18 protein-coding genes are annotated in these 21,592 nt (G+C 69.6%); 10 read left to right on the top strand and 8 right to left on the bottom strand.

Translation table 11 applies throughout. The features are described from left to right. The first annotated feature begins 19 nt into the window (after positions 1-19). On the top strand, positions 20-1,756 hold the full coding sequence (locus tag AC07U4_RS14840; RefSeq protein ID WP_495195926.1) for a flotillin family protein: 1,737 nt from the start codon (positions 20-22) through the stop codon (positions 1,754-1,756). Between the two features lie 13 nt (positions 1,757-1,769). Here the strand turns inward: AC07U4_RS14840 and AC07U4_RS14835 are convergent, their stop codons facing one another. After that, the gene (locus tag AC07U4_RS14835) at positions 1,770-2,780 is read right to left on the bottom strand and encodes an amidohydrolase family protein (protein WP_137899414.1); all 1,011 of its coding nucleotides are present in this window, start codon (positions 2,778-2,780) and stop codon (positions 1,770-1,772) included. A 29-nt stretch (positions 2,781-2,809) separates the two neighbouring features. Beyond that, positions 2,810-3,856 carry a glycoside hydrolase family 5 protein gene (locus AC07U4_RS14830; protein WP_495195925.1) on the bottom strand — a complete coding sequence of 349 codons (1,047 nt, stop codon included), beginning with the start codon at positions 3,854-3,856 and terminating at the stop codon, positions 2,810-2,812. Between the two features lie 155 nt (positions 3,857-4,011). Here AC07U4_RS14830 and AC07U4_RS14825 point away from each other — a divergent pair, with 155 nt between their 5' ends. Continuing rightward, a complete protein-coding gene (locus AC07U4_RS14825; protein WP_137899413.1) occupies positions 4,012-4,461 on the top strand; it encodes a DUF3617 domain-containing protein in 450 nt (149 codons plus the stop codon). 43 nt (positions 4,462-4,504) lie between these two features. Here AC07U4_RS14825 and AC07U4_RS14820 read toward each other — a convergent pair whose 3' ends face one another. From AC07U4_RS14820 to recF, 3 genes are all read right to left on the bottom strand, one after another. Further along, positions 4,505-4,780: a hypothetical protein gene (locus AC07U4_RS14820; protein WP_038665822.1), complete on the bottom strand. Its 276-nt coding sequence runs from the start codon at positions 4,778-4,780 to the stop codon at positions 4,505-4,507. Positions 4,781-5,071: 291 nt separating this feature from the next. Next, positions 5,072-7,597, bottom strand: a complete 2,526-nt coding sequence (gyrB, locus tag AC07U4_RS14815; RefSeq protein WP_495195924.1) for a DNA topoisomerase (ATP-hydrolyzing) subunit B — start codon at positions 7,595-7,597, stop codon at positions 5,072-5,074. 212 nt (positions 7,598-7,809) lie between these two features. Continuing rightward, positions 7,810-8,865 (bottom strand): DNA replication/repair protein RecF, encoded by a 1,056-nt coding sequence (gene recF, locus AC07U4_RS14810; protein ID WP_495195923.1) that lies wholly within the window; start codon positions 8,863-8,865, stop codon positions 7,810-7,812. A 116-nt stretch (positions 8,866-8,981) separates the two neighbouring features. On the opposite strand from recF, the gene AC07U4_RS14805 reads away from it, so the two are divergent. Then, positions 8,982-9,398 (top strand): response regulator, encoded by a 417-nt coding sequence (locus tag AC07U4_RS14805; RefSeq protein WP_495195922.1) that lies wholly within the window; start codon positions 8,982-8,984, stop codon positions 9,396-9,398. Positions 9,399-9,427: 29 nt separating this feature from the next. Continuing rightward, positions 9,428-9,880 carry a hypothetical protein gene (locus AC07U4_RS14800; RefSeq protein ID WP_137899539.1) on the top strand — a complete coding sequence of 151 codons (453 nt, stop codon included), beginning with the start codon at positions 9,428-9,430 and terminating at the stop codon, positions 9,878-9,880. 187 nt (positions 9,881-10,067) lie between these two features. Here AC07U4_RS14800 and AC07U4_RS14795 read toward each other — a convergent pair whose 3' ends face one another. Then, entirely contained in the window at positions 10,068-10,229 is a 162-nt protein-coding gene (locus AC07U4_RS14795) for a hypothetical protein (protein ID WP_495195921.1), read from the bottom strand. A gap of 131 nt (positions 10,230-10,360) precedes the next feature. Here AC07U4_RS14795 and AC07U4_RS14790 point away from each other — a divergent pair, with 131 nt between their 5' ends. Then, positions 10,361-10,762, top strand: coding sequence for a glycine zipper 2TM domain-containing protein (locus tag AC07U4_RS14790; RefSeq protein ID WP_038665833.1), 402 nt, complete (start codon positions 10,361-10,363; stop codon positions 10,760-10,762). 95 nt (positions 10,763-10,857) lie between these two features. Then, complete coding sequence (locus AC07U4_RS14785; RefSeq protein ID WP_495195920.1) at positions 10,858-12,759, top strand: S9 family peptidase; 1,902 nt, start codon at positions 10,858-10,860, stop codon at positions 12,757-12,759. 23 nt (positions 12,760-12,782) lie between these two features. Here the strand turns inward: AC07U4_RS14785 and AC07U4_RS14780 are convergent, their stop codons facing one another. Continuing rightward, on the bottom strand, positions 12,783-13,769 hold the full coding sequence (locus AC07U4_RS14780) for a cell wall hydrolase (protein WP_495195919.1): 987 nt from the start codon (positions 13,767-13,769) through the stop codon (positions 12,783-12,785). A gap of 239 nt (positions 13,770-14,008) precedes the next feature. Continuing rightward, a complete protein-coding gene (locus tag AC07U4_RS14775) occupies positions 14,009-16,846 on the bottom strand; it encodes a M16 family metallopeptidase (RefSeq protein ID WP_495195918.1) in 2,838 nt (945 codons plus the stop codon). Positions 16,847-17,090: 244 nt separating this feature from the next. Here AC07U4_RS14775 and AC07U4_RS14770 point away from each other — a divergent pair, with 244 nt between their 5' ends. From AC07U4_RS14770 to AC07U4_RS14755, 4 genes are all read left to right on the top strand, one after another. After that, on the top strand, positions 17,091-18,368 hold the full coding sequence (locus tag AC07U4_RS14770; protein WP_495195917.1) for an MFS transporter: 1,278 nt from the start codon (positions 17,091-17,093) through the stop codon (positions 18,366-18,368). Continuing rightward, on the top strand, positions 18,365-19,492 hold the full coding sequence (locus AC07U4_RS14765; RefSeq protein ID WP_495195916.1) for a metallophosphoesterase family protein: 1,128 nt from the start codon (positions 18,365-18,367) through the stop codon (positions 19,490-19,492). Before AC07U4_RS14770 ends, AC07U4_RS14765 begins: the two co-directional genes overlap by 4 nt. A gap of 158 nt (positions 19,493-19,650) precedes the next feature. Next, complete coding sequence (locus AC07U4_RS14760; protein ID WP_495195915.1) at positions 19,651-20,016, top strand: hypothetical protein; 366 nt, start codon at positions 19,651-19,653, stop codon at positions 20,014-20,016. 74 nt (positions 20,017-20,090) lie between these two features. Next, positions 20,091-21,581 carry a PAS domain-containing protein gene (locus AC07U4_RS14755; protein ID WP_495195914.1) on the top strand — a complete coding sequence of 497 codons (1,491 nt, stop codon included), beginning with the start codon at positions 20,091-20,093 and terminating at the stop codon, positions 21,579-21,581. The last annotated feature ends 11 nt before the right edge of the window (positions 21,582-21,592 follow it).

Below are 21,592 nucleotides of genomic sequence, written 5' to 3'. Positions count from 1 at the left end.
CCTAACCGGGGAGGGGCTCATGCCCGCACAGCTACTGAACGTCCTGATCTACGCCGGCATCGTGCTGTTCGCGCTCGTCGTGATCGGTGTCATCCTGACCCGGCTTTACCGTCGCGCGACCAAGGACGTCGCATTGATCCGCACCGGCTTCGGCGGCGAGAAGGTCGTGCTCAACGGCGGCATCATGGTGATCCCCGTCCTGCACGAACTGATGCAGGTCCGGCTGACGACGGTGAAGCTGGAGGTGTCGCGCCTCAACAAGGATGCGCTGATCACGCTCGACAAACTGCGTGTCGATGTCGTCGGCCTGTTCCACATCAAGGTGAAGCCCGACGCGGAGTCGATCGCCGCGGCGGCGCAGACGCTCGGCGACTCGGTCAACAACCCCGATGCGGTGAAATCGCTCCTCGACGGCAAGCTGGTGTCGGCGTTGCGGTCGGTCGCGGCGACGATGACGATGGAGCACCTGCACGCCAATCGCGCCGACTTCATCCAGAAGGTGCAGGAAGCGCTGATGACCGATTTGGATATGAACGGCTTCCAGCTCGAATCGGTCAGTATCACGCATTTCGATCAGACCGCGTTCGAGCATTTCAACGAGAACAACGCCTTCGATGCCGAGGGGTTGACCGTGCTCACGCGGACCATCGAAGAGCGCAAGAAGATCCGCAACGACATCGTCGCCACCAATCGCGTCGAGATCGAACAGCGCAACCTCGATGCGAACAACCAGTCGCTCGAGATCGCGCAGGCCGCGGAACAGGCGCGGCTGACGCAGGAGCAGACGCTCTCCGCCCGACGCGCCGAGCAGGCGACGGCGATCGCCACCGCCGAAGCCGAGCAGACCCGGCTGGCCGAGATCGCACGCATCACCGCCAGCCAGGCGAAGACCGTCGCGCAGACCGAAGCGGACAAGGTGATCCAGACCGCGACGATCGCCCGAGACGGTGCGATCCAGACGGCGACGATCGAGCGCGACCGGACGATCGAGATCGCCCGGATCACCACCGCAGTACAGACCGCGCAGAAGTCCGAGGAGGAATCGACCGCGACCGCTGCCGCGAACGAAGCGCGTGCGCTCGCCGTACGCGCCGAGGAAAGCGTCGCCACCGCCAAGGCGACGGAGATCGCCAACCGCAACAAGAACGTCGCGGTGATCGCCGCCACCCAGCGCGCGCAGGAGGAAGCGGTCGGCATCACCGTCGCCGCGACCGCCGAGAAGGAGGCCGCCGAGGCGCGCGCCAGTGCGCTCCGCACGGAGGCGACCGCCGAAGCCGATGCGGAAAAGGCGCGTGCGGAAGGACGCGAGGCGGCGTTCAAGGTCGATGCCGCCGGTCAGGCTTCGCTGAACGAGGCGACCAATCTGCTGAGCGATGCGCAAACCGCACTACTGATCCGCCGCGCGATGCTCGACGCGCTGCCGGCGATCATCGCCGCGGCAAGCAAGCCGATCGAGAACATCGACAAGATCAGCATCGTCGATGCTCGCGGGCTGCATGGCGACGGCAGCGGTGCCGGCGACGGCGCAGCGGGCGGGGGGCAGGGCAATCTCGCCGATGCCGCGGTCGCCGCGGCGATGCGCTATCGCGTCGGCGGGCCGCTGATCGACGGTTTGATGGCCGAACTCGGCATGACCGGCAATTCGTTGAACGGCATGCTGGCCGGAAGCAATGGTGACGGCGCGGCGTCGCGCAGCCCCGCGACCGAAGGCCGTCCGGCGACGTTGAACGGCGGTTCGGGCGGCGTGCCGGTCTGAGCGGGGTTGCCGCTCACGGCGCGTGCCGGCCCGCCTGCTGCCCGGCGGCATGCGTCAGACGGTCCCAATTGCCGTGGGCGAATGCCTGCCGTGCGGCATCGTCGAGCCCGACCGTGTCGAGGAAATGGCGGGGCGCACCGCCTTCCTTATATTGATACGGGAAATCGGTGGAGAACAGCAGGCGCTCGGGACCGACGATCTCGAGGCAGCGGTGGAGATAGGTCTCGCTCCACATGCCGCTGCCGGTGACGTACAAATTGGTGCGGGCATAGTCCGACAAGGACCGTTGCAGATCGAGTGCGCGCGCGAAGACCGCCGATGTCCGCTCCAGATAGAAAAGCACCACCTCGCCCCAATGGCCGAGGATGATCTGCAAGTCGGGCAGCGCATCGAACACGCCGGCCGCGGCGAGACGCAGCCATTGCAGGCCCGCTTCATAATGCCAGCCGAGGCCGAATGCCGCCAAAGCGAGGTCGGCGGTTTCGCCGATCCCCGAATAATTGGCCTGACGCACCTCCGCCAGCGGGGTCTGCGGATGGATGAACAGCGGCACCTGCAGCTCTGCCGCCTTGGCGAGCAGCGGGCGCAGCGCGGGATGATCGAGATGCCGCTCGCGCGTGCGGCCGCAGAGCAGCGCGCCCTTCAATCCGAGGTCGCGGACCGCGCGCTCGAGTTCGCGCGGGGCGGCGTCCGTGTCCGGCGTCGGCACGGCGGCCAGGCCCTGAAAGCGGTCGGGATGGCGGGTACAGGTTTCGGCGATCAGGTCGTTGACCCTCTGCGCCGTTTCGACCGCGGCGGCAGGGGTGAGATTGTGCAGCCCGGGCGTGGTCAGCGAGAGCACCTGTACGTCGACGCCCTGCTCGTCCATCAGTGCGATCCGGCCGTCGCCGAGATCCGCGAGGCGGCGGCCGTTTTCGCCGCCATCGGCGAAGGCCGAGACCGGATCGTGCGGCGGCGGCGCGGCGTCCCAGGCGTCGCGGACGAATGGGGGCAGGATATGCTCTTCGATCGCGATCAGGCGCATGGGCAATCTCCCGGCAGGGTCAGCCTCGCTCAACGAGGCGCCGCGGCATTCGTTGCTGCCGGCACGAGCGCCTGCCGGATCGGCTCCACCCAGCGGTCGCGGTCGATGTCGTACAGGATGAAGTCGCTGTCGAACTGCCAATAGGCCCAGGGGAAGCCGTGCGCCTCCGCTTCGCGGCGGACGGTCGCGGTGTAGCGCGCGCGGGCCGCCATCGGCGTGCCGCTTTTCTCATAGGCGCCGAATTCGCCCATCAATACCGGGCGATCGTTCGCCTTCGACCATGCGCCGACGGTGTCGTAATCGGCCTTGATCCGCTGTTCGTCCGCGGCGGTGAAGGGCACGTTCTTCACGGCGGTCAGCTCGGGCGCCCAGGGCGCGCCCTGATGGGTGAAGCGGAACGGCTCGTAGGAGTGGAAGGTGACGAGGATGTTGCGGTCGGCCGCGGGCAGCTCGAGCCTGGGCAGTTCCTCGAGATTGTTCCAGCGGCTCGGGCCGATCACCAGCGTGCGGTCGGGGTTCGTGCGGCGAACGAGGGGGATGAGCGTGCGTAGCATCGCATTCCAGCGCGCGGCGTCGAGCGGCGCGTGCGGTTCGTTGAGCAATTCGAACAGCACGGACGGCGGCGCGTCGCGATAGCGTTCACCGATCTGCGTCCAGAAGGCGACCAATTTGGGTTCGCACGCGTCCGGCGCTTTGGAACAGGCGTTGAAATCGTGTTCGTCGATGATGACGCCCAGCCCCGCGGCGCTCGCCTCGCGGACCATGCGGTCGAGCGTCGCGAGCCATTGCGGGTCGAGCCGGTTCTGCGCGTCCATATGGCCGAACGACTGGAGGACGATCCGGACGAAATCGAAGCCGCCCTGCCGGATGATCCGGAAGTGGCGCGTCTTGAACCGCGCCTTGGCCGCGTCGCGCCATAGCGGGTCGTAGCCGAGGATGTTGACGCCGCGGTGCAGGCGCGCCGCGGTGCGCCACGCGGGACCGGTCCCCGTCGTTGCGGCGGGCGCGGATTGCGCGGTCGCCTGACCCGCCGCGATCGCCGGAGCGACCGTGGGCGTGGTGAGGATCAGGGCCAATGTCAGTAACTTACATGTGAACCGCACGGCGCTGATCCTTCGGCAAAGCGAGAATAGGATCGGTAGACGATCCGGCGGAAGCTGTCCTCTTATTCGATGCGGCGGGCGGTGGTCGGCCGCTTGCGCCGGTGGCGGGCAGACGCCATGGCCTGTGGATGCGCAGCCTGACCCCGTTCGCCCTTCTGCTTCTCCTGCCCGCGGCAGGTGCGACTCAATCGCTCGCGCAGGAGCGCTGGGACGTCACGTCGACGGTGGTCGATCTGACCGTGCCCGGTGCACCCGGTTTCCTGCTGCGGATGGCCAAGGGCAAATCGCGGGCGGAGCATAAGTGTGTCGCGCCCGGACAGAGCGTCGCGGCGTTGCTGGCACCCGATCCGAAAGCGCGATGCCGGGTCGACCGGCAGCAGATCGCCGATGGCCGCTACACGCAGGCGCTGACCTGTCCGCAGAAGAACGGTGCGCCGATGCAGGTCAGCCGCGCCGGAACCTATACCGCGGGTGGCTTCGTCGGCCGCGCCGAGATGACCGGTCAGACGGCCAAGGGCAGAATGAACGTCGTCCTCGATCAGCGGGCGGCCCGGGTCGCCGGCAGCTGCAAGGGCTGACGACGGGGCAGGCCGTCCCGTAGCGTCGGTCGCCCCGGCGGGATCACCGATCGTCGGGGATGTCGGCGATCTCGTTGTCGGACAGGCCGGCGCTTTCGTCGCGCAGGAAGCGCAGCAGTTCCGCCACCTCGGGCGGCCCGAAGCGGAGGCCGAGGTCGTCCATCTGGATGAAGATCGCCTGCTGCCTGTCCGGTGACATTGCCGCGACGACATCGACGCAATCCGCCAGCGTGCCCTGGCCCACGACGTCCGACATCGCCTCGGTATCGCCTTCGATAGCGTAGATCGTCGCGGGTTCGCTTAACGGATAGGTTGTCATCGCTGCTCCAGTCGGTCGCTGTCGGGACGATAACGTGCGGGAGCTGGAATGGACGCAGGCGCTGCGCCGCGTTTGAAGAAGACTATGAGCGGGGCAAGTCTCGTCGTCACACGGTCTGGAACGTGCTGACGCGAAACGACCCGTTGGTGCTGAGCTTGTCGAAGCACCGTGAGTCTCACCGCCCCCTTCGACGCCGCCTGCGGCGTCGCTCAGGACAGGCTTCGACAGGCTCAGGGCGAACGGTCAGGAGGTGGTCAGTCTCCTGCCGACATAATCAAGGAGCAGCTCCGTCTACACGTCCAGATTGGCGACGTTCAGCGCGTTGTCCTGGATGAATTCGCGGCGGGGTTCGACGACTTCGCCCATCAGCTGGGTGAAGATCACGTCGGCGGCCGAGACGTCTTCCGAGGTGACGCGCAGCATCGTGCGGTTCGACGGATCGAGCGTGGTTTCCCACAATTGGTCGGCGTTCATCTCGCCGAGCCCCTTGTAGCGCTGGATCGCCAGACCCTTGCGGCCCGCGGCGAGGATCGCGTCGAGCAGTTGCGACGGCCGCGCGACGAGACTTTCGCCGCGCGAGACGGTGGTGGTGACGCTGCCGATCTGGCCGGCATTCTCCTCGGTTTCTTCGCCGCCGTCCGCGGCCGGCTCCGGGTCCGCCGCGGTCGCGGCGAGGCCCTTGAGCGGGATCAGCTTGCCCGCCGCGACGAAGCTTTCCGCCTGTTCGGCCGCAAGGCCGTGCAGCTTGCGCGCCTCGGCGCTGGCGAGGAAGGTCGCCTCGACGATGTGATGGTCGGTGACGCCGCGCCACAGCCGTTCGAAGTGGATGCCGCCGTCCTCGGTCAGCCGCGCGGTCCAGCGTGCCTCCTCGTCGCCCGATTCGAGCCGGCGGACGACCTCGGCGACCGTCGCCGCGCGCTGGTCGCGGCTGAAGCTGGGGTCGAGCGCGCCGGCGAGCGCCAGCACCTCGATGATCACCGGGTCGTAGCGCCGCGGCACGTAGCGCATCAGCGTGCGCATGCGGCGGGCATGATCGAGCAGGCTCTTGAGATCGGCGCCCGAGCGCGTGCCGCTCGGCGCGTCGAACACCATCGACGAAACGCCGGCGTCGACGAGATATTCGTCGAGCGCGGCATCGTCCTTGAGATAGACCTCCGACCGGCCCTTGGTCGCCTTGTAGAGCGGCGGCTGCGCGATGAAGAGGTGACCGCGGGTGATCAGCTCGGGCATCTGGCGGTAGAAGAAGGTCAGCAGCAAGGTGCGGATATGCGCGCCGTCGACGTCGGCGTCGGTCATGATGACGATCTTGTGGTAGCGCAATTTGTCGGCGTTGAAGTCGTCGCGGCCGATGCCGGTGCCCATCGCCTGGATCAGCGTGCCGATCTCGCGACTGGCAATCATCCGGTCGAAACGTGCGCGTTCGGTGTTGAGGATCTTGCCGCGCAGCGGGAGGATCGCCTGGAAGTGGCGATCGCGGCCCTGCTTGGCCGAGCCGCCGGCCGAATCGCCCTCGACGAGGAACAGCTCGGACTTGGCCGGGTCCTTCTCCTGGCAGTCGGCGAGCTTGCCGGGCAGCGAGGCGATGTCCATCACGCCCTTGCGCCGGGTCAGCTCGCGCGCCTTCTTGGCGGCCTCGCGCGCGGCGGCGGCGTCGATGATCTTGCCGACGATCGAGCGGCCGTGGGCGGGGTTTTCTTCCAGCCATTCGGCGAGCTTGTCGGCCATCAGCGATTCGAGCGGTTGGCGCACCTCGGACGAGACGAGCTTGTCCTTGGTCTGGCTGCTGAACTTGGGATCGGGCAGCTTGACCGAGACGATCGCGGTCAGCCCCTCGCGCATGTCGTCGCCGGTGAGCGTCACCTTCTCCTTCTTCAGCATCCCCGACTTTTCCGCATAATTGTTGAGCGTGCGGGTCAGCGCGGCGCGGAAGGCGGCGAGGTGGGTGCCGCCGTCGCGCTGCGGGATGTTGTTGGTGAAGGCGAGGACGTTCTCGTAATAGGAATCATTCCATTCGAGCGCGACGTCGATGCCGACCTCGTCGCGCTGGCCGTGGATCGCGATCGGTTCGGGGAAGAGCGGCGTCTTGGCGCGGTCGAGCCACTTCACGAACGCGGCGATGCCGCCCTCGTAATAGAGCTCCACCGTCTTCGGCTCGTCGTGGCGCGCGTCGGTGAGGAACAGGCGGACGCCCGAATTGAGGAAGGCCAGCTCGCGATAGCGATGCTCGAGCTTCTCGAAGTCGAATTCGGTGATCTTGAACGTGGCGGGCGAAGGCAGGAAGGTGACGCGCGTCCCTTTCTGGCCGGGCGCGGCGGGGCCGATGACCTTGAGCGGCGCGACCGCGTCGCCGAACGCGAAGCGCATGTAATGCTCCTCGCCGTCGCGCCAGATGGTGAGGTCGAGGAATTCGCTGAGCGCGTTGACGACCGAGACGCCGACGCCGTGCAGGCCGCCCGACACCTTGTATGCATTGTCGTCGCTGGTATTCTCGAACTTGCCGCCGGCGTGGAGCTGGGTCATGATGACCTCGGCCGCGGAGACGCCTTCCTCGGGGTGGATGCCGGTCGGGATGCCGCGACCGTTGTCGGTGACGCTGACCGAGCCGTCGGCGTTGAGCTGGATGTCGATCCGGTCGCAATGGCCGGCGAGCGCTTCGTCGATCGCATTGTCGCTGACCTCGAACACCATATGGTGAAGGCCCGATCCGTCGTCGGTGTCGCCGATATACATGCCCGGCCGCTTGCGCACCGCGTCGAGGCCCTTCAGCACCTTGATCGACGAGGCGCCGTATTCGTTCGCATTCTGGGGTTCTGCCATAGCGAGGATATAGGGATTGCGGGGGCGGAACGAAAGCGAAATGGGCGGGTGGGGGTGGGCGCCCAATTCCTCCCTCGCTTTAGCGGGGGAGGGGGACCGCCGGCCGAAGGCCGGTGGTGGAGGGGGCGTTTCCGCATAAGGTGAGCTTACCGTATCCTCCCCCTCCGTCACGCCCTCCGGGCGCGCCACCTCCCCCTGGCGGGGGAGGAATTCTACCCCAGTTCCACGCGCGTCGCGTCGCTCGCGATCGCGGCGAACAGCGCCGGCTCGGTGCCGGTCATCCACACTTGGCCGTGGCCCGACAGTCGCTCGAACAGCGCGGCGCGGCGGACGGGATCGAGATGCGCGGCGATCTCGTCGAGGAGGAGGATCGGGGCGTGGCCGGTGCGCTGCGCGACGAGTTCGGCATGGGCGAGGACGATGCCGAGCAGCAGCGCCTTCTGCTCGCCGGTCGAGGCGAGCGCCGCCGGCTGCGCCTTGCCGAGATGCGTCACGGCGAGGTCGGCGCGGTGCGGGCCGGCGAGCGCGCGGCCGGCGGCGGCGTCGCGCGACCGGCCGTGGCGCAGCGCGTCGAGCAATTGCGCGCCATCGCCGCGCCAGCCCTCCAGCGCCACCGCAGCACGCGCGAACGGGCCGTCGGGCTGGTCCGCGAGCCGCTCGCCGAGCAGCGTGACGGTGGTGCGCCGCGCGGTCTCGATCGCGCCGCCATGGTCGGCCATCTGCGTCTCCAGCGCGGTCAGCCAATCGGGGTCGGCGGGCATGTCGGCGGCGAGCAGGCGGTTGCGCGCCCGCATCGCCGCTTCGTAGCGCGCGGCATGATGCGCATGGGCGGGGAGCAGCGCCAACGTCAGCCGGTCGAGGAAGCGGCGGCGCTCGCCCGCGGGCTCGACGAACAACCGGTCCATCGCCGGGGTCAGCCACAGCACGGTCAGCCATTCGGCGAGCGTGTTGGCGGTGGCGGTGGCGCCCTGAATGCGCAACTGGCGGCGTTCGGGCGCTGCGGCGAGCGCGCCGGTTGCGATCTCGACGTCGCCGCCGGGCGCGGCGAGCGTCGCGGCGATGCCGAAGCCGCCCGCGCCGCCCTGCCGCTGCATGTCGGCGAGCGGCGCACGGCGCAACCCGCGGCCGGGCGATAGCAGCGACACCGCCTCGAGCACGTTGGTCTTGCCCGCGCCATTCTCACCGGTGAGCACGACGAAGCCGGGGCCGGGGGCGAGCGCCAGGCCCGCATGGTTGCGGTAATCGGTCAGGACCAGGCGCGACAGCATCGTCCGCCCGCCTATAGCAAAGCGGCGATGCGGCAAATCGCCGTCATCGGCCGCGTATGCCGGCGTATCCGTTTGATCGGCAAGGAACGGATGCGACATGGGCCGGTTGCGACGGCATGACCGACACCCCTTCCGCCGCGCCGCTCGCCGGTCGGCACATCCTGATCGTCGAGGACGAATGGCTGCTCGCCGATCATCTCGACGGGATCGTCACCGAGGCCGGCGGCACGGTACTGGGTCCGTTCGCCACCGCCGACCAGGCACTGGCGGCGCTCGCCGGCGACGCGCCGCGGCCGGATGCGGCGACGCTCAACGTCGTGCTGCTGGATCATATGTCGTTCGACGTCGCCGACCGGCTCGGCGCGCTGGCGATTCCCTATACCTTCCTGTCCGCCAATCGGCCGTACACCTTGCCCGAGCGGTTCCGGACGACACCGCTGCTCGGCAAGCCGTTCGGCGATTGGCAGGTGGTCGCGGCGCTGGTCGCGCTGCTGGATCAGGCGGAACCCGCCCGGACCCACACCGTTGGATGAGCGAACAGCAGCAACCGGGATTCTTTGCGATGGATTACAAGAAGATCGGCTTCGGCCTCGGCGCCTTCGCGGCAGGTGCGGCGGCGTGGACCGCGGCGACGGCGGCATTCGGCCCCAAACCCGGCTCGCGCCCGCGCCGGCTGGCGGACGACGCGGGCGTTGGCGCGGTGCCGGGCGACAGCACGACCAGCCCGATCGCGCCGCGGCCGGCGACGATGGCCGCCGCGCCGGTCGGCATGGCCGAGACCGAAAAGCATTTCGAGGAGCAGCCGGGCAATCCGGCGGCCGAACACGTGCCGACCGATCTGATGGGCGACGCGCATCCCGGCAACGACAGCCGTGCGGTCGAGGCGTTCCGTCCCGACCCCACCGCGGTGCCGACCGAGGAGGAGCGGGAGGCATTGCGGCCGGCGACCGGCCCGGCGCCGACGCTGGTCGCCGATCGCGGCAGCGGGTTCAGCGAGGCGACCGGCGCCGCCTGAGTCATCCGGTGCTCCTGCGGAAGCAGGAGCACCGGCGTTCCGGACGTCATCAGGCGTTGTTCTGCTTGGCCCTGGGCTCCTGCCCTCGCAGGAGCACTGTGCTGCGCGAACGATAGCCGAGGCGGCCCTTCACCTGATTGAGCCCCGGTGTTCACCGGATATACGCTTGCAGGCGTCTGCTACGCGGTCAGTCGTTGCCGAGCAGCGAGGATTTGCGGGGGATCGTCTCGCCCTGCGGCTGATCCTTGTTGAGCGTGTCGCTCGGGCGACGGGCGTCGCCGCCGCGTTGATGCTCGGTGGACAAATTGGGCTTGGACGTTTCGGTGGTCTGCTTGGTGTCGTCGGTCATCGTCGCTTCCTCTCGCGACCTCAACCGCCGGGTCGCGCGCTGCGTTCCGCCGACGACGGCTTGATCCAGGTTGCAACCAAAACGGTGCAGGGGACATTCTTCCTTTCATCTGAAGCAAATGGGAGGATGTCATGCGGATACCCTTGTTGGCGGCGACGATCGCCGCGACCGCGCTTGCGGGATGCTCGACGTCGGGCACGGACGGTCGCTATCGGGGCTACAGCCGGTACGACTACAACCGGGTCGACCCGGCGTACGGCGGCTATTACGCCGACCGTTATTATGCCGACGGTCCGCGCTATCGCGAGCGCCGCCTGTCGTCGCGCGACCGGATCTATCGCGGCGAGAACGGCCAATATTATTGCCGCCGCAACGACGGGACGACCGGGCTGATCGTCGGCGGCCTCGCCGGCGGCGTGCTCGGCAACATCATCGCGCCGGGCAATTCGGGCCTGCTCGGCACGTTGCTGGGCGGCGCGGCGGGTGCGGCGGTGGGACGGTCGGTCGATCGCAACAACGTACGCTGCCGATAACGCGACGCGGCGGAGCGCGGCGATCCGCGTTCCGCTTGCGGCGCCGCGGCGAGGCGCTAAGCGTCAGGAATAGTGCCTGACCCGCCGGAGTTCCGATGCGCCTGATCCTCGCCGCCGCCCTGCTCGCTTCCACGTCGCCCGCCGCTGCGCAGGCGCTGCATCAATATGGCGCGCTGGCGATCTCGCCGACCGGCGACCGGGTCGCGGCGGTCGAGAGCGCCGGCGGTCATGGCGTGGTGACGGTGCGCGGCACCGCCGACGGCCGCGTGCTGAGGACGATCGATCCGTGCAAGACGTGCACGTATTCCGGGCTGACCTTCGCGCCCAATGGCGATCTCGTCTTCCTCGTCCGCGACACCGCCGCGGTGCGGTTGAGCTATGCCGATGCGACGACGACGCGGACGATCGCGACGATCCCCGGCATCGCGCAGACGCCGCGCGTCTCGCCCGACGGCACGCGGATCGCGCTGCTGGTGACGCTGGGCGCCGCCAAGGAATCGGGCGCGACGCAGGCGGGCGTGCGGATGATCGGCGAGATCGGCGAGAAGAACGACGAGCAACGGCTCGCGGTGTTCGACATCGGCAAGCTGGCGAAGACGGTGACGCCGCTGTCGCCCGCCGGGCGCTACGTCTACGAATATGACTGGACCCCGGACGGGCGCGGCTTCGTCGCGACCACCGCGCTCGGCAATGGCGACAACAATTGGTGGGTGGCGACGCTGGATGCGATCGACGCGCGGACTGGGGCGGTGCGCCCGATAGCCAAGCCGGCGACGCAGCTCAACCAGCCGCGCGTCTCGCCGGACGGGCGGACGGTCGCCTATGTCGGCGGCTTGATGAGCGATTTCGGCTCGATCGGCGGCGACGTCTTCACCGTGCCGCTCGCCGGCGGCACGCCGCGCAACATCACCGCCGGCGCCAAGTCTACGGTCACCACCATCGACTGGACCGCGGGCGGGCTGCGCACCGTGACGCTGGCCGGGGACCGCATCCAGTTCGGCACGCTGACGCCGGGCCAGCCGGTCGCGCCGGGCTTCGCCAAGCCGGCGAGCAGCGCGGCGGGCGACGGCCGCGCGGTCTTCTCCGCCGACGGCCGTATCGCCGCGGCGGTGGTGCAGGATTACGAGCACGCGCCGGCGATCTATGCCGGGCCGGTAGCGGCGCAGGCGAACGGCGTGCGGCAGATCACCCACGACAACGACGCCGCCCCGGCGCTGGCGAGCGCGCGCAGCATCGCCTGGCAGAACGAAGGCTATGACGTGCAGGGCTGGCTGCTCGCGCCGCGCACCGCGCCCGCCGGCAAGGCGCCGATGATCACGATGGTGCACGGCGGCCCGTCGGCGGCGTCGATGCCGGGCTATGTCTCGGCGGGGTCGATGAACGGCGCGCTGCTGAAGGCGGGCTATTACGTCTTCCTGCCCAATCCGCGCGGCAGCTTCGGCCAGGGCGAGGCGTTCACCGCCGCCAACAAGCGCGACTTCGGCGGCGGCGACCTGCGCGACATCCTCGCCGGGATCGATGCGGTCGAGCGCGTCGCGCCGGTCGACGATGCGCGGCTGGGGCTCGGCGGGTGCAGCTATGGCGGGTTCATGGCGATGTGGACCAACACCCAGACCAACCGGTTCAAGGCGATCGTCGCCGGCGCCGGCCTGTCGAACTGGGTGAGCTATTACGGTACCAACGGCATCGACCAATGGCTGCTGCCGTTCTTCGGCAAGACGATGTACGACGACATCAAGGCCTATGAGGACGTGTCGGCGGTCTATCAGGCGAAGAAGGCGAAGACGCCGACCTTCATCTACGTCGGCGAGCGCGATATCGAGGTGCCGCCGACCCAGTCGATCGAATGGTGGCACGCGCTGAAGGATCGCGGCGTTCCGGTCAGCCTGGTGATCTATCCCGACGCGGGCCATTGCGTGACCGCGCCGGAGCAGGCGAGCGACGTGCGCGCGCGCGCGATCGCGTGGTTCGATACATATGTGAAGGCGGCGAAATAGGGGCTGCGCCTCCGGGCGCGCGCCTAGAACAGCGGCTTGCCCGAATCCTTCCATTTGTCGAGCACGGTCGCGGCGGGCGGCAGCATGTCGGGCGGCGGCGTGGCGGCGGGTTGCGCCGCGCCCGGCGCGACCGGGAGCGGCGCGGCGGCGGCGATCAGCGATGGCGGCGGCACGATCGGCGGCGCGGCGAGGCGCAGATGCGGGCCGGGCACCGGCTCGCCGCCGCGATAGCTCCGGGCGAAGGCGGCGCGGGTGCCCCAGAAGCCCTTCCAGCGGTGGAACAGATGCGCGCCGACGACGTCGGTCATCACCATCGCCCGGTTCCACGCCGGGGTCACCGCATAGGTATGGTAATGCGTGGCGAGGCCGACCGGCGCATAGACATAGCCGGCGAGCGCCATCGCCGCATGCCGCGCCGCGCGCGCCCAGGCGGCGCGCGCCGGCACCCGCGCCATCGCGCCGTCGCAGGCGAAGCTGAACTGGCAACCGGCGCGCTCGGAGCCCTGATAGACGACGCCGCACACCGTCGGCGGGAAGGCGGGGTGGCGGGCGCGGTTGAGGATCACCTGCGCGACGGCGGACTGGCCGGCGTCGGATTCGGACGCCGCCTCGTAATAGATTGCCGCGGTGAGGCATTCGAGCGCGCGCGACCGGTCGAAGCCGGTCGCCGCGCTGGTCGAGAAGGGCGCGGCGCCGCTGCCGCTGCGCAGCGCCGCCGCGAGGACGGCGGCCGAGACGGGCAGCGCGGGCAGAGCGGTGGTGCCGGTGACGCCTTCCGCCGGCGCGGCGCTCTCGCCCGCGGCGGGCGTGGTGGCGGCGGCGTAGAGCAGCGCGGCGCCGGGGAAATGATCCTCCGCCTCGTAACCGGCGGGCGCGGGCAGCGGCGGCGCGGCGACGCCATGCGCGGCGATCGCACGCCACGCCGCCTGCGCCGCCAGCAGCACGGCGAGCGCGAGGCATAGCGCGACCAGCGCCAGCCACAGGCGCGTCATCGTCCGGATCGTCCTCATCGGCACCCGCATTACGCCCCAATAGCTTACATCGGGTTTCGCGTCCGCGGGGATTGCGGATGCATCACGCGCATCGGTGGTCACGGGCGGTGACGACGATAAATCCTCCCGTCACCCCGGGCTCGACCCGGGGTCCCGCTTTTTCCTCATCGGTACCCGTAAAGGACGTAGCGGGACCCCGGATCACGTCCGGGGTGACGGCGGAATGGCGCTTGCGGGGGCGCCTCCGTCGAGCCCCGTTACTTCAGCGTCGGGCTGTCGAGGTTGAGTTGCGCTTCGGTCAGCGTCTGCGTGTCGGGGCGCGCGGCTTTCAGCGGCGTGAGGAACTGCTTCGCGTCGCCGACGATCGCGACGCTTGCCGCCTTGGGATCGAGCAGCGCCGACGCCGCCGACTGGACCGCGGCGGGGGTCACCGCCTCGACCTTGCCGGTATAGGCCTGCAATTCCGTGAGCGGCACGTCGTCGAGGACATAGCTGCCGAGGATGCCGGCGATGCCGCCGGTCGTCTCGACGGTGCGGCCGAAATTGCCGACCAGCACCGCCTTGCGCGTCGCCAGTTCCGCCTCGGGCACCGGCGCCGCACCCATCCGCGCCATCTCGGCGGTGATCAGCGTCACTACCTCCGCCGCGGTCGGGTTCTTGGTCTGGGTGCGCGCGGTGAACTCGCCGGCGAGGCGGCCGCCGCCGACCCCGCTCGACGCGCCGTAAGCGAGGCCGCGCTTGATCCGCACCTCCTGGTTAAGCCGCGACGAGAAGCCGCCGCCGAGCACGGTGTTGGCGACCGCCAACGGATAATAGCGCGGGTCGGCGCGCGGGATCGCCGGCCGCTCGACGACGACGCCCGCCTGACCGGCGCCGGGCATGTCGACGACGATCGTGCGCGGCGCCGGGAAGGCGGCGACGGCGACCGGCGCGGCCGGCGCGCCGGCGGGGGCACGCCACTGGCCGAGCTGCGCCTCGGCGAGCGCCTTGGCCTGTGCCGGGGTGACGTCGCCGACGAGGATCAGCGTCGCCTGATCGGGGCGCCACGTGCGCGCATAAGCGGCGGTGACGTCGCCGCGGGTGATCGCCTTGAGCGATTTCGGCGTGCCGCCGCCCGGCGCGCCGAACGGCGAGGCGCCGAAGGTGGCGCGGTCGGCGACCATCGCGGCGAGCTGCGCCGGGTCCTTGACCGCGACGGTGACCGCATCGACCTGCTGCGCGCGGGCACGGTCGAGTTCGTCGGGCGCGAACACCGGGTGCGTCGCGACATCGGCGAGGATCGTCATCGCCGGGGCGAGCTGGTCCGACTTGACCGTCACCGAGACGGTGCCGCCCTCCTGATCCGAGCCGGCACCGATCGATCCGCCGAGGCTTTCGACCTGCCGCGCGATCTCGGTCGCCGAGCGGGTGGTGGTGCCCTTGGTCATCAGGCTGGCGGCAAGACTGCTGACGCCCGAGCGGTCGACCGGATCGAGCACCTCGCCGCCGGTCGCGACGAGATAGGCGGTGGCGATCGGCAGCTCGTGACGCGCGACGGTGATGACGCGCAGGCCGTTGGCGAGCCGCGTCTCGACCGGCTGCGGCAGGTTCGCCTTGACCGGCGCGGCGGGGGCGGGCGGCTGGATGCGCTCGCTCTCGGGCGCGGGGGTGACGATCGCGATCTGCGCCGGCGGGGTGAGCGGCGCGGTCTGCACCGTCGGGGCGATCGCGATCGTGTCGCCGCTCCGGCCGGCGGGCTTGGCGGTGTCGGGCAGGTAGCGGATCGTCGCCGACTGGGCGTCGCCGAGATATTTGCGCGCGACGCGCTGGACGTCGGCGGCGCTGACCCGGGCGATCTCGGCGAGCTGACGGTCGGCGGCGCGGGGATCGCCGTCGATGATCACCGACGAGGCGAGGATGCGTGCCTTGCCCTCGGCGGTCTCGCGGCTGCGAATCGCCGAGGTCAGGATCTCGTTCTTCGCCTCGGCGAGTTCGGCGGCGGTGACCGGCGCATCGCGGAAGCGCGCAATCTCGCGCTTGAGCGCGCTTTCGCCCTGCTCGACCGTCTTGCCGCCGGCGAGGATCGCATAAGCGATCAGATTGCCGGTACCCTGCTTGCTGTCGAGGAAGGACGAGGCGTCCTGCGCGAGCTGGTCGCGGTAGACGAGGCTTTCGTAAAGCCGGCTGCTCTCGCCGGTCGACAGGATCGTCTGGAGCACGGTGAGCGCCGGGATGTCGGCATCGCGGTCGGCGGGGACGTGCCAGCTCATCAGCACCGCGGGCAGCGGCGTATTGGGTTCGTAGACGGTGTAGTCGACCGCCTTGGTGCGCGGCGGCTCCTGCACCGCGACGCGCGGAATGGTCGCGGCGGGCTTGGCGATCTTGCTGAAATATTGGTCGATCCACGCATTCAGCTGCGCCGGATCGAAATTGCCCGAGACGACGAGGATCGCATTGTCGGGCCGGTAATAGGTCGCGTGGAAGGCGCGGACGTCGTCGATCGACGCGGCTTCGAGATTCTCGATGCTGCCGATTGTCGAGCGCGCATAGGGATGCGTGGTATAGGCCGCGGCCGACAGATAGGTGGAGAACAGCTTGCCATAGGGCCTCGCGAGCGTCGACTGGCGCAGCTCCTCCTTCACCACGTCGCGTTCGGAGGCGAAGCTCTTCGGCTCGACGACGAGGCTCGCCATCCGGTCGGCCTCGGCGAACAGCAGCCGTTGCAGGTGGTTGGCGGGAATGACCTCGAAATAATTGGTGTAATCGTCGTTGGTTGAGGCGTTGTTGTAGCCGCCGACGTCCTCGGTCAGCCGGTCCATCTGTTCGGAGACGAGGTTGCGCGTCGCCTTGAACATCAGATGTTCGAACATGTGCGCGAAGCCCGAGCGGCCGCGCGGATCGTCCTTCGAGCCGACGTCGTACCAGACCTGCACCGCGACGTTGGGCGTGCCGGTGTCGCGCAATGCATAGACGCGCAGGCCGTTGGCCAGCGTCCGCTCGGTGAAGGCGATCGGCTTGACCGACGCGGTGTTGGCGCGCGGTGTCGCGGTCTGGGCGGTGGCGGCGAGGGGCAGGAGCGCGGCCCCGAGCAACAGGGCGGCACGAACGAGGCGCATGGATCGGGGCTCCGGCTGGGCAGATAGGATGGCGGCGAGTTGAGCCGCAGCCGGGAGCGGTGTCAATCGCGCAGGCTTCCATCATGGCCGAAGCGAGATGACGCCGAATTCATCTAATGGGTAAATTGTTGATCTTGCTTTGCTATACTTGCCGCTTCCGGGATTGGCCGCAATGGGGGTGGCGGGGCGATGGGTCTAAATCGGCTCGTTCGGGTTTAGCGCCACGAACCGAAGGACGTGGGTCATGGCATCGAGCGCAATTCCCGTTTCGCGATCCGCATCGTCCGACGAGACGGGGCGCGCCAGGACGGCGTTGCAGGCGCTCAACTTCTTCATGGCGGACATGCAGGCGGGAATCGGGCCGTTCCTCGGCGTGTTCCTACAGCAGCGCGGCTGGACCGCGGGACCGATCGGCACGGTGATGTCGGCGGGCGGGGTCGCCGGCATGGTGATGACCGTGCCGGCCGGCGCGTTCATCGACCATACCGAGAAGAAGCGGTTGGTGGTGATCGTCACCGGCATCTGCACGGTGATGGCGTCGTTCCTGATCCTGCTGTCGCAATCGGGCTGGGTGGTGACGGTGAGCCAGGTGGCGACCGCGATCGCCGGCGCGGCGATCGGGCCGGCGGTGACCGGGATGACGCTGGGGGTGGTGCGCCAGCGCGGCTTTAACGCGCAGAACGGCCGCAACCAGGCGTGGAACCATGCCGGCAACATGATCGGCGCCGGCCTGTCGGGCTTTCTCGGCTGGAAGTTCGGCATGCCGGCGATCTTCTACCTCGCCGCGGCATTTGGCGTGCTGGCGATCCTCAGCGTGCTGATGATCCCCGAACGGGCGATCGACCATCGCGCCGCGCGCGGTCTGGAAGGGGGCAAAGAGGATGATGCGGACGGCGGCGGGCAGGCGGAGGGGTTCAAGACGCTGCTGCGCAACAAGCCGATGCTGATCCTCGCCGCGGCGCTCGCCTGTTTCCACCTCGGCAACGGCGCGATGCTGCCGCTCTACAGCCTCGCGGTGGTCGGCGCGGGAAAGGGCAATGCGGCGCTGTTCACGGCGACCACGGTCGTCGTCGCGCAGGCGGTGATGATCGCCGCGGCGCTGATCGCGATGAAGATGTCGGCCGGCAAGGGCTATTGGCTGGTGCTGCTGATCTCGTTCGCGGCGCTGCCGCTGCGCGGGTTCCTCGCGGGGACGTTCATCGAACATTGGGGCGTGTGGCCGGTGCAGGCGCTCGACGGCATCGGTGCCGGCTTGCAGAGCGTCGCGGTGCCCGGCCTCGTCGCCTGCCTGCTCGACGGCACCGGCCGGGTCAACGTCGGCCAGGGCGCGGTGATGACGATCCAGGGCCTCGGCGCGTCGCTGAGCCCGGCGATCGGCGGCTGGATCGCGCAGGCGTTCGGCTATCACGCCGCCTTCCTGATCCTCGGCAGCTTCGCGCTGGTCAGTCTGGCGCTGTGGATCGGCTTCGCCGGCCTGTTGAGGCCGGCATGCGAAGGCAAACGGGCGGAGAACAAGGCATGAAGACGATCACCTGGGTCCATGTCGGCGACCTGCACGCCGATCCCGCCGACGGCTGGCTGGGGATCGACCGGCTGGCGGAAATCGTCGCCGATCTCGCCGCGGTGCGCGAGGGGATCGACTTCGTCTTCGTGCCGGGCGACAACGCCAATCACGCCACCGCCGAGCAATATGACCGCATCCGGGCCGCGCTCGCGCCGCTGGCGCTGCCGGTGTTCACCATCCCGGGCGATCACGATTTCGAGGACGGCACGCTCGCCGCCTTCCGGGCCGGCACGCCCGAGGCGATGCGGCCGTTCGAACGGGTGATCGGCGGCCATCGCTGCCTGTTCCTCGATATCGTCAGCGCCGGAAGCGGCGGGCCGGACTTCCGCATCGGCGCCGGCCAGCGCCGCCGGATCGACGCCGCGCTCGCCGCCAGCGACGACGAGGGGCTGACGCCATTGGTCTTCATGCACGCCTACCCCGGCGACCTCGCCGACGGGGGCGAGGCGCTGGCCACGGCCTTCGCCGACGCCGGTGTCGCCTTCGTCGATACCGGCCATACGCATTACAACGAACTGCTCAACGACGGCCGCGTCGTCTATGGCGCGACCCGCTCGACCGCGCAGATCGAGGAGGACGGGGGCGCCGCGGGCTATGCGATCGTCAGCGTCCATGACGGCGTGCCGAGCTGGACCTTCCGGCCGATCGGCGATGCCGCGCCCGGCTGGCCGCACGTCCAGATCCTGTCGCCGGCCGACGTCCGGCTGCTGACCCGACCGCACGATCCGCGTCATGTGCCGGCGCCGGGCCGGATCGCGGTGACCGCGCGCGTGCTGGGACCGGAGGCCGCGCCGCCGGTGGTGGAGGCGGATGGCATCGCGACGCCGATGCAGCCGGTGCCCGGCCAGCCCGCGACCTGGACGGCGGTGGTGACGATCGGGCAGCCCGGCCTCCACCCGCTGCGGGTGCGCAGCGGCGCGGCGAGCGACACGATCGACATCCTGGTGCGCGATCGCGAGGACCGCCCCAAGCGCGGCCGCCCGGTGGTGCCCGGCCATGCGGTCCATACGATCGGCGCCTGGCCGTCGCGGCACATCCTCGGCGCGCAGCTCGGCCCCAACCGCAACGGCGGCGGCTGGTGAGCGCGCGACCGGCGCCGGACTAGGTCAAAAGCACCATGGCCTAGTGCAGCAATACCGGGGGCTTGGCCCGGATTTCGGAGACATTTCGGTCGACTTGGCGGCGGCGATCCCGGACAAGCAGCCACCGACACAAGGGTGCGGTGACAGGGGATATCTTGATGGCCGACCGTCTCTTCTTCCGCCCGCCGGTCTGCGTCGCGACCGCATTTGCCGCGTTGCTGGGCGGCTGCGTCGATCTCTCGGCGCGGATCGCCACCGCGATGGAGGGGTACGGGTTCCAGCCCGCCCAGTCGCAATGCGTCGGCGACCGGCTGGAGGCGAACCTGTCGATCGGCCAGTTGCAGCAGCTCGCGCGCGCGGCGCGCGCGGCGCGGCAGGGCGACGCCAGCCCCGGGCGGCTGACCATCGGCGACTTCGTGCGCGTCGCGGGGCAGGTGAAGGACCCCAAGGTGCCGATCGAGGTCGGCAAGGCGGCCGCGGGCTGCGGCGTCCTCGCCGATGCGGCCGCGGCGGTGCCGCTCTGAACCCGCGATAAGCCCCATCCCGGAGCTTTCGCGATATTGCTGAAATGCTTACCTTGAGATAGCGCTGGTCAGGCTTGGATCGTTTCTCTTTCTCTCCCGATCCGGTCGTACCGGTGGTCGCTGCCCCGGCGGTGCGACGGTCGATCGATGCGTTCGGCGCGCGGCTGGACGCTGCGGACCCGGTCGTCATCGGGTTCCGCGACGCGACGCTGCCGATGGCGGTCAGCGACCCGACGCTGCCCGACGATCCGATCATCTACGTCAATGCTGCGTTCGAGCGGCTGACGGGTTATGCCGCCGATGAGATCGTCGGGCGTAACTGTCGGTTCCTGCAGGGCCCGGCGACCGATCGCGACGACGTCGCCCGGCTGCGCGAGGCGATCGCGGCGCGGCGGCGGATCGAGATCGACCTGCTCAATCACCGCCGCGACGGCACCGCTTTCTGGAACCGGCTGACCGTCGCGCCGGTGTTCGGCGACGATGGCGCGCTGACCTATTTCGTCGCCTCGCAGACCGACGTGACGCTGGAACGGCACCGGCTGGTCGAGCTGATCGCGGACCGCGACGCGCTGCAGGTCGAGGTCGCGGTGCAGGAGGCGGCGCTGGCCGAGCGCGAGTTGCAGTTGCAGCTCGCGCTGCGCGCGGGCGGGCTGGGCTATTGGAGCTTCGATGTCGCGTCGCGGGTGCTGGAGGCTTCGCCCGGCTGCAAGGCGATCTTCGGCCGCGCGCCGGACGAACCGTTCAGCTATGCCGATTTCGCCGCCGCTGTGCATCCCGAGGACATGGCGACGGTCGCCGCGGCGATCGACGAGACGATCGCCGGCGTGGCTGATTGCGCGCACGATTACCGCATCGTCACGCCCGGCGGCGAGCTGCGCTGGGTGCAGACGCGCGGCGAGGTGACGCGTCGCGCCGGCGCGGCGCCGACGACGATGATCGGCTTCTCGACCGACATCAGCGCGCGCAAATTCGCCGAGGAGCATCGCGCGGTGCTGGCGCAGGAGCTGACGCACCGGGTGAAGAACACGCTGGCGACGGTGAGCGCGGTGGTCAGCCAGACGCTGCGCAACGCCGGCTCGATCGCCGAGGCGCAGGAGGCGATCGGTGGGCGGATCGCCAGCCTCGGCACGGCGCACGACCTGCTGATCCGCGACGAGGTGGAGGGCGCGGCGCTCGGCGAGGTCGCCGAAGGCGTGCTGACGCCCTTCATGGACCGTGCCGGCCGCGTCTTCTCGATCGAGGGGCCGGAGGTGCGGCTGTCGCCCGCGATCACGCTGGCGATGTCGATGGCGCTGCACGAACTGGCGACCAATGCGGCCAAATATGGCGCGCTGTCGGTGGCGGGCGGGCATGTCGCGGTGCGCTGGCAGCATGTCGATGCCGGCGACCCGCATCGCATCCGTTTCTCCTGGGTGGAGAGCGGCGGCCCGCCGGTGGCGCCGCCGACGCGTACCGGCTTCGGTACGCGGATGATCTCGCGCGTGCTCGCGCAGCACGTGCGCGGGCAGGCCTCGATCGACTATCCGCCCGAAGGCGTGCGCTTCGTCATCGATGCGGTGATCTGAGGGCGGAGACC

It is taken from the genome of Sphingomonas sp. GW821-FHT02B09, from assembly GCF_059421875.1.
This window is presented reverse-complemented; position numbering and strand designations above follow the sequence as displayed.